The organism is Streptomyces sp. NPDC002911 (genome assembly GCF_053591835.1).
This window is the reverse complement of sequence record NZ_JBSFUO010000013.1, coordinates 102,380-118,321: the sequence shown is the minus strand read 5'-3', so window position 1 is coordinate 118,321 and position 15,942 is coordinate 102,380. Positions and strand designations below refer to the sequence as shown.

The following is a 15,942-nucleotide window of genomic DNA, read 5'->3' as shown; positions in this document are numbered from 1 at the left end:
AGGTGCGCAGCGAGGGGAGAAGGCCGATGATGCGAAATATGACAGTGGCCCAGCAGATGGTGGACATTCTGCGCCAGGCGGGCGTGGAGCGGATCTACGGCGTGGTGGGTGACAGTCTGAACTCGGTGGTCGACGCGGTGCGTCGTACCGACGGCATCGAGTGGGTGCATGTACGGAACGAGGAGGCTGCCGCCTTCGCTGCGGCAGCGGAGGCCCAGTTGACCGGCAGGCTCACGGTGTGTGCCGGAAGCTGTGGCCCCGGAAACACCCATCTGATCCAGGGACTGTATGACGCGCACCGCTCCGGTGCGCCCGTGCTGGCACTCGCCTCACACATCCCGTCCCATCAGATCGGTACCGGCTTCTTCCAGGAGACGCACCCGGAACGGCTGTTCACGGAGTGCAGTGACTACTGCGAGATGATCAGCACCCCCAAGCAGATGCCCCGGGTTCTGCGGATCGCCATGCAGCGGGCTCTTGGTAACAGTGCCGTGTCAGTCCTGGTGATACCGGGCGATGTCGCGCACGACGAGGCGACTCACCCGACGGGAAGCAGCGACCTGGTCACCGAGCGCGGCCGCGTCGTCGCGCCGGACAGGCAGGTCCGGGTGCTGGCCGAGAAGCTGAACGCGGCACGGAAGGTGATGCTGTTCTGCGGTGCGGGAGTGCGGGACGCGCATGCTGAGGTCATGGCGCTCGCAGAGAAGGCTGCCGCCCCCGTCGGGCACACCCTGCGGGGCAAGGAATGGATCCAGTTCGACAACCCGTACGACGTGGGTATGAGTGGTCTACTGGGCTACGGCGCCTGCTTCGACGCGATGCACGATGCCGACCTGGTCGTCTTGCTCGGTACCGATTTCCCGTACAACGACTTCCTGCCGCAGGCGCGTACCGTGCAGATCGACCACGATGCGGGCCGGCTCGGCCGTCGCACTCTTCTCGAACTCGGGGTCCACGGAGACGTCCGGGAGACGCTGAGGGCTGTGCTGCCGTTGATCGAGGCGAAGCGGGACCGTACCTATCTGGACCGGATGCTGCACAAGCATGCCAAGTCGCTGGAGAGGGTGGTCTCCGCCTACACCCACGACGTTGAGGGGCACACCCCGATCCACCCTGAGTACGCGGCCTCCGTCTTGGATGAACTCGCGGCCGACGACGCCGTGTTCACCGTGGACACTGGCATGTCCAACGTCTGGGCGGCGCGTTATCTGACCCCCAACGGACGGCGCCGGGTGATCGGTTCGTTCCTGCACGGCACGATGGCCAACGCGCTGCCGCACGCCATCGGCGCCCAGTTCGCATACGCCGGCCGTCAGGTGATCTCGATGTCGGGTGACGGTGGACTGAGCATGCTCATGGGCGAATTGCTCACGGTGAAGCTGCACGATCTGCCGGTGAAGACGATCGTCTTCAACAACTCCTCCCTGGGCATGGTGAAGTTGGAAATGCTGGTCGAGGGGCTGCCCGAGCACGAGACCGACCACGAGCCGGTGAACTACGCGGCGATAGCCCGCAGTGCGGGCATCGATGCGATCCGCATCGAGCGCCCCGGGGATGTCGTCCAGGGACTCAAGCAGGCGCTCGCCCATGACGGACCGTTCCTGGTCGACCTGGTGACCGACCCCAACGCGCTGTCGATCCCGCCGCACGTCTCGGCCGCCCAGGTCAAGGGATTCGCCTTCGCCGCGGGCCGGACAGTGCTCGACGGCGGCGTCGGCAAGATGCTCGACCTTGCCCGCGCCAACCTGCGAAACCTGCCCCGCCCCTGAGGCGGTCTCCGTCCACAGCGAGATCGAGACCGGTTTCATGTCCCCGGCCGTCTGACGGGCACCGGCGCGGTCCACTGTGCCCAGGCCGCCGTGGGATCAGGCCGGCATCAGCACTGAGCGGCTCACCTACGAGATGACGTACATCCTGGACCCCGGCTTGCCCTCTGGGTTCTGGCGGTCGTCGCAACACCTCTCCGTGACGCAGCGGTGGGGCGGGCCGGCCACCTCCACTTGTTGTGAAGCGACGGTACGGGGTGCTTGCTCATGATCGACACGCGATTGCACGCGTTGATGGTGAGCGCCACCCGGATCGCGGCTGAGATCTGGTCCTCGAAGAGAGCCTCCCGGACGGCCTCGTGAGCGGATGCGTGGGTCGTGGCGTTCACCGGATCGGTTGTGGCCTCGGCCAGAGCCAGGGCGGCGCGCTCCGAGGGAGTGACCAGGCCGGCGTCCCGCCACGCGCTCAGAATTCCGATTCTCTGTGGTGATTCACCGGCGCACAGGACCGCTCTGGTGTGCACGTCGAGGCAGTAGGCGCAGCCGTCGAGTTGCGACACGCGGAGGTTGCTCAGTTCCGTGGTGGTGTGGTCGAGTCCGGCCTCGGGGGCTGCTCGGACCGCCTCCGATACCTGGACCAGGGCATGGGAGACCTCGGGGCTCTGTTTGTCGATGAAGATCCTGCGGGGCGGGGACAAGCGGGTGCGGTCGCTCACGTCGGGGCCTCCTTCGGGCCACGCTCGGAGTGGCCTGTGTTCGTGCGGGTGCTTTGGCTATCGGCCTGCACTGTGGCATGATGGTTGACGTGACAACTAAATCGTGTGGGAGGTGCTCTCGGTGAGCAACGCGGAAACCGATGCCGCGGCTCTGCGCTGCGGTGCGCTCGTCGAAGGCGACCGGCCGGCAGGAGTCCCCAGGGTCGATGTCCTATCGGCGCGCGAAGTTCCTCTCGGGGGTCCACGCGCGATGAGCGTGCGGCGGACGTTGCCCCAGCGGCAGCGCACACTCATCGGCGCCTGGTGCTTCGCCGATCACTACGGCCCGCACCAGGTCGCCGTATCGGGAGGCATGAACATGCCCCCGCATCCGCACACCGGACTGCAGACGGTGAGCTGGCTGTTCAGCGGAGAGGTCGAACATCGCGACACTCTCGGCACCCATGCCTTGATCCGGCCCGGTGAGATGAACCTCATGACCGGCGGACATGGCATCGCCCACTCAGAGGTCTCCACCCCGAACACCGCCGTCCTCCACGGCGTCCAGTTGTGGGTCGCGCTGCCCGAGGAACACCGCCACGCTGCCCGGGACTTCCAGCACTACGTGCCCGAACCCGCGCGGGTAGACGGCGCTGAGATCAGGGTCTTCCTGGGCTCGCTCGTCGGCCAAACCTCCCTGGCCCGGACCTTCACGCCGCTGCTCGGCGCCGAGATCGTCATCGAACCCCATGTGACGCTCACTCTCGCCGTGGACGCGACTTTCGAGCACGGACTCCTCGTGGACAGCGGAGACATCCGCATGGTCGACACTGTGCTGCGGCCTGCCGAACTCGGCTACGTCCCTCGCGGCGCGGACACCCTGACCATGGTGAACGAGACCGACGCCCCGGCGCGGGCCATCCTCATCGGAGGACCTCCCTTCGGGGAGGAGATCGTCATGTGGTGGAACTTCGTCGGCCGCAGCCACGAGGACATGGTGAAAGCCCGCGAGGACTGGGAAGCCTCCTCCGACCGCTTCGGCGTCATCGAGGACTTTCCCGGCGGCCCCCTGCCCGCACCGGCCCTGCCGAACGCCGTCATCGCACCGCGCCGGAACCCACCGGCCCGGTGACCTCCCTCGCGAAAGGCACACCATGAGCGAGCCCTCCACCACCACGGTCGTCGAGCGTGCGGACGCCGACCACCGGTACGAGATCCTGGTCGACGGCCAACGCGCCGGTCTGACCGCCTACCGTGACCTGGGTGTGCAACGTGTCTTCTTCCACACGGAGATCGACGAGGCCTTCGCCGGCCAGGGGCTGGCCCCACAGCTGGTCCAGCAGGCACTCGTCGACGTGCGCGCATCCGGAATGCGGATCGTCCCGGTCTGCCCCTACGTCGCCAAGTTCCTCAAGCGGCACGATGAGTTCGCGGACATCACGGACCCGGTTACACCTGATGTCCTGCGGTGGCTGAAGACGCAGCTAGGCTGAGTAGCCCTGCTGACTCCTCCCTCTCCTGGCGGAGGGGACTCCTGGCTCACTTCGCCTGGTCTCCGGCAGGTGGGCTTGCCGGGGTCCTTGCAGAAGGCCCTGGAGTCCCCGCCGGGGATGCACGCATCACGAGGCTGCTCTGACGTGCGCTTCAGAGCGGACGGGGTGGTCCTCCGTACATACTCCCGGTTGATGGCTCCGCGGCAGCCTGTTCTGCATGGATCGCGCGGGTGAGAAGCCCGCTCCCCACGGCGCACGATGTTCTGGAAAGTCTTCGAGTCGAATACATGTCGATGTACAGTGAAGATCGCCCTTGACCTGCAAAGAGCAGGCAGGGAGCCGTCTTCCAGGAGTCCCATATGCTGCGCACTCTGTTCAAGTCCAAGATCCATCGAGCTACCGTGACCCAGGCCGACCTGCACTACGTCGGCTCGGTGACGGTCGACGCCGACCTGATGGACGCCGCGGATCTGCTGCCCGGCGAGCTCGTTCACATCGTGGACATCGACAACGGCGCCCGGCTCGAGACGTACGTCATCGAGGGGGAGCGCGGCTCCGGTGTCATCGGGATCAACGGCGCCGCCGCCCACCTGGTACACCCCGGTGACCTGGTCATTCTCATCAGTTACGCACAGGTCGACGACGCGGAGGCGCGTGCGCTCGTGCCCAGCGTCGTGCACGTGGACGCCGGGAACCGCATCGTGGAGCTGGGAGACGACGCCTCGGCGCCCGTGCCGGGTACGCCCACCGAGCGCAGCCCGCAGGCCGTGCCCGCGCGGAGCTGAGCCGCTCACGCCGTCCACCGTACGAGGGTCGAGCCGGAACACGAGGGCGAGGGCATCGGCGGTGCCCTCGCGCGGTCCTTCTACGCCATGGCGGCCCGGGAAGGGGTGCCCGTCGCCCCTCTCTGCTCCTACGTCGTCAGGTGGGCCCGACGCCATCCGGAGGAGGCGCCGGAGGCCCCGGAAGAGCTGATGCGCGGGGCCGAGCGGCAGCTCGAGTCTCATCCCGAGCTGTTCTGAGGTCGGCCGGGGAAGCGTCCGGGAACAGGAGTCACGGCGCATACGTATGGACTCGGCAGGCGCGGGCAGCCGCTCCGGGAGACGGTGGAGATGAGATCCACTCGTCCCGTTCGCCGCCCTTGGAGGACCGAGATGACCCACCCGAATCCCGACCCCGTACCGCCCGCGCCGACGCCCCCGCCCGTGCCGGGGCCGCCGACACCGGTTCCCTCCCCACCGCCCGTACCGCCGGGCCCTGTGCCGCCCGGCCCCGCGCCTGACCCGATTCCGCAGCCGCCGAACCCGAACCCCGAGCCGGTACCCGAGCCGGAGCCTCAGCCGGCGGGGTGAGCCAGAGCTTCTAAGGCCTCTCGTGGAGTCCCGTCAGCGCGTCCGCCTGGAGCAGCCCGCTCTCCGCCACCACCGAGTCCAGTGACTGCGCCTCGCGCACCAGGGCGAAGCGCAGGTCGCTGGTTCGCCCCGCGAAGCCGTAGACCGCCGGCCTGGGCAGACTGTTGTACGCCCACGGGGTGGAGAAGTAGTACGCCCCCGTGTCGTACAGGGCCACGAAGTCGCCCTCCCGTAGTTCGGGCAGCTCCCGGGCATGGGCCACGATGTCCCCGGCGAAGCAGCACGGCCCCGCGATGTCCTGGACCATCGGCCGTCCGATCCTGGGGCGTCCCTCGCTGTCGAACGCGCCGACCCGCAGTGGCCAGGCCTCAGGCATGAACACGGTGCGGGTGGCGATCTGTGCCCCCGCGTGGGTGAGCGCGATACGACGCCCGCCCGCATCCTTCGTGTACTCGACTCGCGCCCCGATGAAGCCGTTCTTGGCGAGCAGGGATCTGCCGAATTCGGTGACCAGGTCGTAGCGCCCGTCGAAGATTCCGGGAGCCGCTTCCCTGAGCGCCGCCACGTACTCCGCGAAGGTGGGCCGGGTGTCGTCGTCGGCGAAGTTGACCGGCAGCCCGCCCCCGATGTCGAGCCCGGTGACCCGGCGCGTCCCGACTGACTCGTTGATCTCCTCTGCGAGCCGGTACGTCTCCGCGATGCCCGCGGCGATCAGCTCCAGCGAGCAGCCCTGCGAACCGACGTGGGCGTGCAGCCGGCTCAGCCAGGGACGCTCGGCGAAGGCCTGGACGACCTGTTCGCGGGCGCCTGGGTCACGCAGGGCCACGCCGAATTTCGAGGTGGCCGTCGCCGTGCTCATGGCTTCGATGGAGCCTCCTCCTACCTGCGGGTTCACCCGTAGCCCCAGGACGGACGCAGAGCCTGGGGAGCGGAGCTCATCGATGCGGCGGATCTCACCGAAGCTGTCCGCGTTCACGGCGACACCGAGCATCAGCGCCAGCCGCAGCTCGTCGCGGGTCTTGGCGGGTGAGTCCAGGACTATTCGTGCCGGGGGGAAACCGGCCTCGACCGCGAGCCGCAGTTCGCCCGGCCCGGCCACCTCGCAGCCCATGCCGCAGTCGGCGAGGAGCCGCAGCACCGGGATCAGCGACGCGGCCTTCGCGGCGAAGGTGTGCAGCACCCGTACGCCCGGCTCCGCGGCGAAGGCGTCTTGCAGCGCGGCGACGGAGTCGCGTATCCCGTCCGCGTCCAGGAAGCCCGCGAGGGGCTGCTCCTCGCCGAGCAGCCCCTCGGCCACCGCGAGACGGAGCGCTTCGCCGAACCGGTCCGAGCGGGGTGTGCGCGGGGAGCCCTCGACTGCCGGGGAGCTCGATGCCGGCGCAGGGCGGGTGTCGTCGATGGGAGCCTCCTGGGTCGGCGCGTTCGGGCGATGTGCGGGACCACGGCCTCGGGTGTCAGCATCGGAAGGTGAACGCCTGGTGGAAGTGGATTCGAAGCTCGTCGCATCGTGGTCCAGATATCCGATGGACAGATCCTGTCCCAGGCACAGCGCGAAGTCACCCCGGCGGGGTGGCCGGCAGGACCCCGTCGGCGACGGCGTTCGCCCTGGCGAGCTCGCGCACACCGCAGTCGACGTCACACGGGAGGCCGCACGTACCAGCGTGCCGCCGCACTCGACCGGCTGCTGTACCCGAAGCTGGGCGGATCGACGGCGGACATCGGGCCCTGTGGCTTCTGGCCGGGTACGGTCTTCGAACCGCCGGTGCAGGTCGGCGGACGAGGCCCGTCCACCATGCTCCTCGTACAGAACGAGCGCGATCCCGGAACGTCCCTGGTCGGCGCGTAGAAGCTGCGCGGGACACTGGGAGAGCGGGCCGTGATGGTGACCGTCGACCAGAGGGATCCTGCACCCGGCGCTGCCGGGCGTTGACAGTACCTCCCTCGCGCGGCGGCATCGCGCGGGCGCTGCACGCGGTGGACGTCCGGGACTACCTTGCCGAGCAGGCGTACGACGGTGAGGGCAGCGCGGTGGCGGTGGCTGAGGGCGGCGGTCAGACCATCACGGATCCGGCCGTGCTGCGCGACCAGGGGGAGCTGTTCAGGCAGGGAGCGTTGGCAACGGCGTCAGGCCTTTCGCGAGGAGCATCTGGTTGGTCACAACAGGGCAACGTTGATCCAGTTGTACTGCTGGCTGGGGCAGACTTTGCTTACTTCAACAGCTCCTGTCGGGGGAATCGTGCGCCACGCCATCAGAACATCCGCACTCGCAGCAGCCTGCTGCCTGAGTCTCACTGCCTGTGGCGAGAGCGACGACAGAAGCACTCCACAGCCGAGTCCGCGCACCACACTTGAGGTGGGGCAGAGTGCTGACACCGCCGGTAGCGGAGGTAAGGGGACCGTGCGGATCACTCCGGATACCGTCGTCTATGTCGACAAGGCCGGCGCCGACACCCCGGAGCACGATCTTTTCGCCGTCGTCACGTTCAAAGCCGAGAATCGGGCCAACACTGTTGTGACGACCACAGTCGGCAACGGCGGCTTCCGGTGGAAGACTCCCGACGGGCGTACCGTCAAGGCGGGGAACGGCAAGGTGGCGGGAAGGATCGCTCCCGTTGGATTCAGTGATGGTGGTCCAGGGGTGCGGCCCGACACTCACCAGGTCAACACCGCTGCCTTCGATATCACCACCGCCGAGAAGGGTGGCACCCTCGTCTACGTCGACGGCGACGGCGTCCCGTTCCACTGGAAGATCCCTTCCACGAGTTCAGGGTCCGCGGTGCCTGCTCTGCAGTCCGCGTTGCAGTGAAGGGACGTATGGGAATTCTTTGGGAATGCGACGCTCTTGGCAGAGCAGAGGCCCCGAAAACGACGGCACTGGGCTTGTGATCAAGCTGGGGGAGTTCATCCTCTGGCTCCGGTGAGGCTGACTTGCAGGCCGTCGACCTTGTTGACCCGGCCTTCGCGTTCGGCCCCGGCCATGCGGGCGATCAGGCTTGCGCGGATGCCGGCGAGTCGTGCCCGTCGGGCCGGGTCCGGTTCGAGAAGTGAGCATCTGACACAAGCGTGTCCGGCCTGACCGAGGTGACGATCCGGCGTGACAGATCCGCAGTCGAGTCGCTGAAAGTAATGGGCAACGAACGCACGTCGTTCCAGGCCTGCCGCCGACGTCTGACGGCCGTCGGACGCCGCCAGCATCCAGGGTCAGGCGGGCCGTGCCGGTGCGGAACTTCTTCCACGTCACCGTCACCGTGGCGTCGCTCCGCCTCTGGTTCGCGTCATGGACATCGCGTCCCGACCCAGCGGTCCTCCAGGACGTCTGCCCGCCTCGTCAGGTCCGCCGCGACGCGATCCGAGTCCGGCCGGTGCAGCCGGACCGTGCCCGTCCAGAACTGATCATGTGCACCCGTCAGGACGTCGGAGCCTGACGGGCGCGCTCCTGGTGGCGGCGGGCCTTCAGACGATTACCGCAGGTCTTCATCGAGCACCAGCGGGCGGTATTGGCACGGCTGCGGTCGAGGAGGAAGAGGCGGCACTCTTCGTTGCCGCATGGGCGCAGTCGACCGGGCCTGCGTTCCCGGACGTCATACCAGACAAGCACCAGCTCCACCGCGAGCATCCGCTCGGGTGGCCCTTGGAGACGCCACCGTAGGCCCGACTCGCCGACCTCGGGGAGCCGGCGGACGCCAGCAAGTATCCGCTGCAGCTCCGCCTCGGGCACGGGGCCGCGCGTGGCGGTCTGGAGCACGTCCCTCGCCGTCCGCAGCCAGTCGGTCGCCGGCGCGTCACCGGGACCGCCGTGCTCCTGAGCCCACCGCCGCAGCTCGGCGTCATCGGCCCACAGATCCTGTGACCGACCGTCCACCACCGGAGTGCTGTTCAGCGCCTCGAGCAGTGCCCGTTCGTCGATCACGCCTACCCCACCTCCCGTCCAAGTTTTTCCATCTAACCGTGTTCGTCGATTTGACAGGTTACCTCGCATCCGGTCCACTCAGAAGCGTAGGTAACCATCAAGGAGATCCTGGAGGGTTAGTCATGACTGGCATTCACCACCGGTGCGCCACTGTGCGTGGACACCGCATCTTCTACAGGGAGGCTGGACCCCGCGACGCGCCGGCTGTCGTGCTCCTGCACGGATTCCCCACCAGCTCGCGCATGTTCCGCCGGCTGATCCCGGAGCTCGCCGACCGGTTCCGCGTCATTGCTCCCGACCACCTCGGCTTCGGCCACTCCGATACCCCGCCCGCCGACGCGTTCCTGTACACGTTCGACGCACTCACAGACATCACGGAGTCACTCCTGACCGGGCTCGGTGTCACCAGCTACGCCATGTACGTACAGGACTACGGTGCTCCTATCGGGTGGCGGCTCGCGCTGCGCAATCCGCAGGCGCTCACCGCAGTGATCACTCAGAACGGCAACGCCTACGAGGACGGCTTCGTCCCTGACTTCTGGGCGCCTGTGTGGGCCTACGCGAAGGACCCGGGGCCCGCGACCGAGCAGGCGGTCCGCGGGGCCCTCGATCTGGATGCCGTCCGCTGGCAGTACCTCCACGGGGTGGACCGGCCCGAACTGGTCGACCCCGACACCTGGACGGCCGACCACCGTGACATCAGCCGCCCCGGAAACGACCTCGTGCAGCTCGCCCTCTTCCGTGACTACGCCACCAACCCGCCCCTCTATCCGCAGGTACACGCGTACTTCCGGGAGAGCCGCGTCCCGCTGCTGGCGGTATGGGGAGCCGAGGACCTCATCTTCGGCCCCGACGGTGCGCGTGCCTTCGCGCGGGACCTGCCGGATGCCGAGATCCATTTGGTACCCGGAGGTGGCCACTTCCTGCTTGAGAGCCACCTGGACAGCACGGTCGGCTACATCCGGGACTTCCTGACCCGTACGTTGTCGGCGGCCCGGGCCTGACAGGCGGAACCGGCGGCCGGGTGGGTACGCCCCGCCAACCGCCCGCCGCACCCCGCCCCGGCGGCGGGTTCCAGTACCTGCCAGGGCCCGACAGCCGTATAGCCGGACGGGGGTGTGGCCCCGTCCACGCCCCTGATCTCTTCAGCGTCTGTGATTGGCTGAGGGGTCCCGCTGTCAGGCCCGGCGAGCGCTGGTCAGCTTTCCACTTCGGTCTTGTCGCCGCCCCAGAGGGTGTGGAAGACACCGTCGCGGTCGATGCGGCGGTAGGTGTGTGCGCCGAAGTAGTCGCGCTGGCCCTGGGTGAGGGCGGCGGGGAGGCGTTCGGCGCGCAGGGAGTCGTAGTAGGCGAGGGTGGCGGCAAAGGCGGGAGTGGGGACGCCCTGGATGACGGCGGTGGCGATCACCGTGCGCCAGTCGTTCTGTGCGGCGGCGATCTCTTCGGCGAAGCTCTTGTCGGAGAGAAGGCTCGGCAGCTGCGGCTGGGCTTCGTAGGCGCTGGTGATCCTGTCGAGGAACGCGGCCCGGATGATGCATCCGCCGCGCCAGATCGCGGCGACCTTGCCGAGATCGATTTTCCAGTCGTATTCCTCGCTGCCGGCCGCGATCTCGTGAAAGCCCTGGGTGTAGGAGACGATTTTCGAGGCATACAGCGCCTGCTCGACCTGGTCGGCGAATGCCGCCGCCTCCTCCTCGCCGAGCTTGCGCGCGGTCGGTCCGGCGAGATGCCGTGAGGCCTCTCGGAGGGCGGCGTGGCCGGAGACGGAACGGGCGAAGACGGCCTCGGCGATGCCGGAGACGGGGACCCCCAGGTCAAGGGCGACCTGTACAGTCCAGCGGCCGGTGCCCTTCTGCTCCGCCTGGTCGAGCACCACGTCGACGAAGGGCTCGCCGGTCTCTGCGTCGACCTGCGAGAGCACCTCCGCGGTGATCTCGATGAGGTAGGACTCCAGGCGCCCGGTGTTCCACGTGCGGAAGACGTCCGCGATCTGCGCGGCGGAGTATCCGGCCACGTCGCGGAGCAGGTGGTATGCCTCGCCGATGAGCTGCATATCGGCGTATTCGACGCCGTTGTGTGCCATTTTTACGAAGTGTCCGGCTCCGTCAGGGCCGATATGAGTGACGCACGGAGCCCCGTCCTTGGCCTTCGCGGAGATCTTCTCGAGCATCGGCCCGAGGAAGTCGTACGACTCCCTGCTGCCGCCGGGCATGATGCTCGGCCCGTTGAGCGCTCCTTCCTCGCCGCCGGAGACGCCCGTTCCGACGAAGTGGATGCCCTGCTCGCGCAACTCGCGCTCACGGCGGCGCGTGTCGGCGAAGTGAGCGTTGCCACCGTCGATGATCATGTCGCCGGACTCCAGGAGAGGTGCGAACTCGGCGATCACCGCGTCCGTGGCCTCCCCTGCTTTCACCATGACGACCAGGCGTCGTGGCCTCTCCATGGCTGCCACGAAATCCTCTGCGCTCTCGGTAGCGATGAAGTGACCCTCATCGCCGAATTCTTCGACGAGTTCGCGGGTGCGAGCGGAGGTTCGGTTGTGCAAAGCGACGGTGTATCCGTTGCGTGCGAAATTCCGGGCCAGGTTGCGCCCCATAACGGCAAGCCCTGTGACACCGATCTGCGCTGCGCTGCTCATTGTGACCCTGCCTTCTTCCGGTTTCGTCGTGTTCGGCAGTTCGACAGACCGCCATGCTGGAACGGGCTGCCGAGCTTACGGTGCGCAGTTGGCCGAGGTCTGGGAGCCTGTCATGGTGTCGCTGATCTTTCGACGTTCCGGGCGGGATCGCTACCCGTGACAGTGAGTTCGGTGCCGCCGATCTGCGCGGTGCGTTCGGACGAGGGGGTGGTGGGCATGTGGTGGTCCACTCCTGTTCGCGATCGACGAGCTCGTGCGCCAGGTGGGTTTGTGGCGGGGGCGGACGGGCGGCGCCCGGGCTGGTATCCGTACGCATCCGGTGACGTGCGCACGCCCGGCCCGGGGCCGGTGAGCTCGGAATGCGAGCCGGGACGTGTCACACCGGCCGGCCGGGCGGTGCCTAGGCCTCGTCGTCACCGCGCCTGTTCGGCCGTGGCACCAACGGTCCGGCGGCGGTGTCGACGAGGAAGCCGCCGGACTGGTGGTGCCAGAGCTTGGCATAGGCACCGTCGGTGTGCAGAAGCTCGTGATGTGTACCCTGCTCGACAAGGCGTCCCTGGTCGAGCACGATGAGCTGGTCCATGGCCGCGACCGTACTCAGGCGGTGCGCGACGACCAGCGCGGTCCGGCCCTCCATCAGCTGCCACAGCGCCTGTTGGACGAGGGTCTCGCTCTCGGAGTGTAGCGCGCTGGTCGCCTCGTCGAGCAGCAGGACCGGCGCGTCACGCAGGATCGCCCGGGCGAGGGCGACCCGCTGACGCTGCCCGCCGGAGAGCTTGACGCCACGCTCCCCGACCATCGTGTCGAAGCCCGCCGGGAGTTGGTCGGCGAACTCGGTGACATGGGCCGCGTCGGCGGCGGCGCGGATCTCTGCGACGGTGGCGTCCGGGCGGGCGAACTGGATGTTCTCGCGCAGGGTGCGGTGGAACATGGCCGGTTCCTGCGGGACGTACGCGATCAGGCTCCGCAGGTCGGACTGGCGCAGCCGGCTGATGTCCTGACCACCGATCAGGACGCGGCCGGACCGGACGTCGGCCATACGCAGCAGTAGCCGGGTGAGTGTGGTCTTGCCGCCGCCGGACCGCCCGACGAGGCCGATCCTCGCCCCGCTGGGCACGTCCAGATCGAGCCCCTCGAAGATCGGGTCGCCCCCGTCGTGAGCGAAGGTGACCTGTTCGAAGCGGACGCCCGCGGACCGCGGGCTCAACGGCTCCGGTGTCGCGGGGTCCAGCACGGTGGGCTCGAGGAGGAGCAACTCGGTGAACTGCGCGGCCTCGGTCATCGAGCTCTCGAGGCGGCGGTAGATCTGATTGAACTCGAACATGATGCGGGTCGAACCGGTGTAATACGTGAAGGCGACCACGATCGCCTCCACGCTGCCGCCGCCGGCCCCGATCCCGACGGCGAGAAGCAGGCCCAGCGCGTTGGTGAGTACCGACAGCGGCGCGACGAGGGTGTCGATGCGTAGATTGCCGTAGTCCCATGAGAGCAGCGTCAGCCGCCGGGACTCCGCGACCCGTGCCCGGTGCTCGGCGGCCTCGCGTTCCTCGGCCGCGAAGGCGCGCACGGTGTCCATGTTCATCAGCACGTCGGACACATGGCCCGACACCCGGGCGATCGCCTCCTCACGCCGGCTGACCAGTTTCTGGCGGCGCCGGATGAGCGGTGCGGCGCACACAGCGGTCACCGCGATCATCGTCAGCAGGCCGACCACCAGCAGGGGGTCGTAGGTCCACAGGATCACCGTGCCGAAAAGCAGCGGGGCCAGGCTTCCGACGACGTTGAACGTGAGGGTGTCGACGAACTCCTCGAAGCGTGAGGCGAAGCTCAGTACCCTCTTGGTCAGCGATCCGGCGAAGTTGTCCTGGAAGAACGCGGCGTCCTTGGCGAACAGCTCGTCCATTCCGGTGACATACAAGCGTTCGATGCCTCGGGCGTCGACGCGGTTGAGGCAGTGCAAGCCCAGCCGCCACATGGTTTCCGCCAGGAGAAGCACTCCGGCGAACACGCCGACGTAGGGGAGTGCCTCGCGGATGCTTATGGCCCCGTCCTCGGCGATCCGGCCGACGAGTTTGGCGACGACCAGCGGCGCGATGTATGTGATCCCGATGTTGCCGAGGGCCGGGAGCATGAGCCCGGGAACAGAAAGTCTGCGCTGGCGGGACAGCTCCCGCAGGTAGTGGCGGAGTGCGAGCCGGACCGGGCCCTTGCCCGGTCCGGTGCAGTGAGACTGCTGCGATCCCATGCCGACCTCATGTCGTTACGCGGGCAGTTGCTCCGGACTCCGCCGTGGTGGGAGGTCGCCGCGCCGAAAGGCGCGAGGAAGCGCCGGCTGCGCGTCCGCGGCAAGAGGTCCGGGGGAAAGGAGTCTTGCGTGGCCGGACGGCCGGCGTCCAAGCGTTTTCAGGGGCTCGGCAGCGCAACGGCGCCTTTCGGCCGAACCGGTCCATGTCTCCTTGCACCGGGGGCCCTACGACCGCATCCGGCACAGTCGGCACACCTGCGGAGGGAGTGGAGCCCGGATCTGCGACCCAGGCGCGCGGCGGCCTCGGTGGAGGTCAGGGTGCCCGCTTCGGCGAGCAGTCCAGCAGGGCGATCCGTATGGCCTGGTCACGAAGGCCCGGCGCGTGCGCTCCGGCTGAGGATCCGTGGCTGAGGTCTGACGATGTCGGGCGCCATCGCCGATACCGTCCTGGACGCGGTACCCGCTGAACGCCGCCGCTTGGTGGAGGGACCCGAAGGCTGCCTGTCCGTTCGCGCCCCGTATCGCGTGGTGCCTCGCCTCGATGGTGCCGTGGTCCGGCGCTCCGGCAAGGACGGCAGACGGCTGGTGATCGAGGGCGGCAGACACTTCGCCCGGTGTCTGCAGCACGCGACCGGCCACCTAGGGGGCCACCTGTATCCGGACCGCCTTGCGCAACGGGGGCGTAAGTCCGCTCTCCGCGACATGCGGGACTTGCCGGAGGTGTACGCCAGGCACGCCGCTGCTGCGAAGAGACAGCGCAGGTGACTCGCTGTTCTCCGGTATGCGGACGTAGCCGCCGTCAGGGCACCGGCTCCTCCCCGAACAGGTCCTGCTCCTCCGGGACCAGGTGCATCGCCGCTTCCTCGGCGGACGCCGCCGCGCCGTCGATACCGACGTCCTGGGCGGTGAGGGTGGAGGGCACATGCCCGTCGCCCTCCTGTGTGAGTCTGCCCGCGCGGTCCGTCCCTACTTCGTTCAGGTCGTAGAGCTCCCCGTCGCCGTCGGTCAGATCGCCTGGGCCGTCGGGAACAGAGGTCGTGCTCTCAGGGACTTCCCTGGTCAGGCGGCTGTCGAGGGATTCGCCCGCGTGCTGTTCCGAGGCGGTGGTGCCCTTGTCGTCGACCGCCCAGGGCCGGTCGGGCGGGGAGTAGCCCTCGTCCAGGACGTCGGCGATCCCGGACGTGTCCAGGGTGTCCTCCAGATCCAGCAGGTCAGCAGGGTCGGAAGCCTCCGGCTCCTGTGGCTGGTAGACGTCGTCCCCCCGGTCGCTGTCGCTCATGGCGTGTCCCTTTCTCCGGGTCCCCCTGTATGCAATTCCACTCCGGTCTGGCGGGGGGCGCAACGGAAGGCGGTTGCCGAGAGCAGTGACGCCGCTTTGGGTGACAATGAAAACGATTATCGATAGCATGTGCAGTCGGGTCGGCGCCCCCGCACGGGGGTGATCTCTGCCTGCCCGCACTGTCGACGGCACTGTGAGGAGGGGGGAGCTCGTGGCTCATCTGTTAGTGGTCGAGAGCTGGGTCGGGTCGATGAGCAGGCTGCTGCCACGGGCCCTGGAGGAGGGACACGGCTTCGGACGGGTGCCCCGGCAGGCCCGGCCGGGCGGCGATCCGGGCGGAGTCCGGCAGATTGCAGTCACAGGACGTGACCAGACCGTCGGAACGCAGAGCCTCGTGCAGCCGATCGGCCCGGGGAGACAGTGCGTCGCCGTCTTCTGCGCGTGCCATGACGAGATTACGTGCGGTGAGCAGTGGTTGGGCCGTGCTCGTCGGTGCCGACCAGAGGTAGTGGTGCGGGTCGCGGGTGAGAAAGGTGAAGTGGGGCTCGTCGCGGCGGAGGGCCG

15 protein-coding genes and 1 pseudogene are annotated in these 15,942 nt (G+C 68.2%); 9 read left to right on the top strand and 7 right to left on the bottom strand.

Features of this window, described 5'->3' with window-relative positions; translation table 11 throughout:
• Positions 1–29: 29 nt before the first annotated feature.
• Positions 30–1,769 (top strand): pyruvate dehydrogenase, encoded by a 1,740-nt coding sequence (locus tag ACWD04_RS21210; protein ID WP_451134222.1) that lies wholly within the window; start codon positions 30–32, stop codon positions 1,767–1,769.
• Positions 1,770–1,891: 122 nt separating this feature from the next.
• Here the strand turns inward: ACWD04_RS21210 and ACWD04_RS21205 are convergent, their stop codons facing one another.
• Complete coding sequence (locus ACWD04_RS21205) at positions 1,892–2,482, bottom strand: carboxymuconolactone decarboxylase family protein (protein ID WP_451134095.1); 591 nt, start codon at positions 2,480–2,482, stop codon at positions 1,892–1,894.
• Between the two features lie 121 nt (positions 2,483–2,603).
• Between ACWD04_RS21205 and ACWD04_RS21200 the strand changes: the two genes are divergently transcribed.
• From ACWD04_RS21200 to ACWD04_RS21185, 4 genes and pseudogenes are all read left to right on the top strand, one after another.
• On the top strand, positions 2,604–3,593 hold the full coding sequence (locus ACWD04_RS21200) for a pirin family protein (RefSeq protein WP_451134093.1): 990 nt from the start codon (positions 2,604–2,606) through the stop codon (positions 3,591–3,593).
• Positions 3,594–3,615: 22 nt separating this feature from the next.
• Complete coding sequence (locus tag ACWD04_RS21195) at positions 3,616–3,954, top strand: GNAT family N-acetyltransferase (RefSeq protein ID WP_451134091.1); 339 nt, start codon at positions 3,616–3,618, stop codon at positions 3,952–3,954.
• Positions 3,955–4,313: 359 nt separating this feature from the next.
• Complete coding sequence (gene panD, locus ACWD04_RS21190; protein ID WP_451134089.1) at positions 4,314–4,739, top strand: aspartate 1-decarboxylase; 426 nt, start codon at positions 4,314–4,316, stop codon at positions 4,737–4,739.
• 9 nt (positions 4,740–4,748) lie between these two features.
• Positions 4,749–4,976, top strand: a pseudogene (locus ACWD04_RS21185) (GNAT family N-acetyltransferase); the annotation flags it as partial.
• 340 nt (positions 4,977–5,316) lie between these two features.
• Here the strand turns inward: ACWD04_RS21185 and ACWD04_RS21180 are convergent.
• On the bottom strand, positions 5,317–6,705 hold the full coding sequence (locus ACWD04_RS21180; protein WP_451134220.1) for a diaminopimelate decarboxylase: 1,389 nt from the start codon (positions 6,703–6,705) through the stop codon (positions 5,317–5,319).
• 108 nt (positions 6,706–6,813) lie between these two features.
• On the opposite strand from ACWD04_RS21180, the gene ACWD04_RS21175 reads away from it, so the two are divergent.
• Entirely contained in the window at positions 6,814–7,152 is a 339-nt protein-coding gene (locus ACWD04_RS21175; protein ID WP_451134087.1) for an alpha/beta hydrolase, read from the top strand.
• A gap of 552 nt (positions 7,153–7,704) precedes the next feature.
• On the top strand, positions 7,705–8,112 hold the full coding sequence (locus ACWD04_RS21170; RefSeq protein ID WP_451134085.1) for a hypothetical protein: 408 nt from the start codon (positions 7,705–7,707) through the stop codon (positions 8,110–8,112).
• A gap of 600 nt (positions 8,113–8,712) precedes the next feature.
• Here the strand turns inward: ACWD04_RS21170 and ACWD04_RS21165 are convergent.
• Positions 8,713–9,216: a CGNR zinc finger domain-containing protein gene (locus tag ACWD04_RS21165; RefSeq protein WP_451134083.1), complete on the bottom strand. Its 504-nt coding sequence runs from the start codon at positions 9,214–9,216 to the stop codon at positions 8,713–8,715.
• A 122-nt stretch (positions 9,217–9,338) separates the two neighbouring features.
• On the opposite strand from ACWD04_RS21165, the gene ACWD04_RS21160 reads away from it, so the two are divergent.
• Positions 9,339–10,220 carry an alpha/beta fold hydrolase gene (locus tag ACWD04_RS21160; protein ID WP_451134081.1) on the top strand — a complete coding sequence of 294 codons (882 nt, stop codon included), beginning with the start codon at positions 9,339–9,341 and terminating at the stop codon, positions 10,218–10,220.
• A 194-nt stretch (positions 10,221–10,414) separates the two neighbouring features.
• On the opposite strand, the gene gndA is transcribed toward ACWD04_RS21160, so the two are convergent.
• Positions 10,415–11,854 (bottom strand): NADP-dependent phosphogluconate dehydrogenase, encoded by a 1,440-nt coding sequence (gndA, locus tag ACWD04_RS21155; RefSeq protein WP_451134079.1) that lies wholly within the window; start codon positions 11,852–11,854, stop codon positions 10,415–10,417.
• A gap of 400 nt (positions 11,855–12,254) precedes the next feature.
• Positions 12,255–14,099, bottom strand: coding sequence for an ABC transporter ATP-binding protein (locus tag ACWD04_RS21150; RefSeq protein ID WP_451134077.1), 1,845 nt, complete (start codon positions 14,097–14,099; stop codon positions 12,255–12,257).
• A gap of 420 nt (positions 14,100–14,519) precedes the next feature.
• Here ACWD04_RS21150 and ACWD04_RS21145 point away from each other — a divergent pair, with 420 nt between their 5' ends.
• Positions 14,520–14,864, top strand: coding sequence for a peptide deformylase (locus ACWD04_RS21145; RefSeq protein WP_451134075.1), 345 nt, complete (start codon positions 14,520–14,522; stop codon positions 14,862–14,864).
• 34 nt (positions 14,865–14,898) lie between these two features.
• On the opposite strand, the gene ACWD04_RS21140 is transcribed toward ACWD04_RS21145, so the two are convergent.
• Positions 14,899–15,378, bottom strand: coding sequence for a DUF5709 domain-containing protein (locus ACWD04_RS21140; protein WP_451134073.1), 480 nt, complete (start codon positions 15,376–15,378; stop codon positions 14,899–14,901).
• 223 nt (positions 15,379–15,601) lie between these two features.
• Entirely contained in the window at positions 15,602–15,826 is a 225-nt protein-coding gene (locus ACWD04_RS21135; protein ID WP_451134230.1) for a hypothetical protein, read from the bottom strand.
• Positions 15,827–15,942 lie beyond the last annotated feature (116 nt).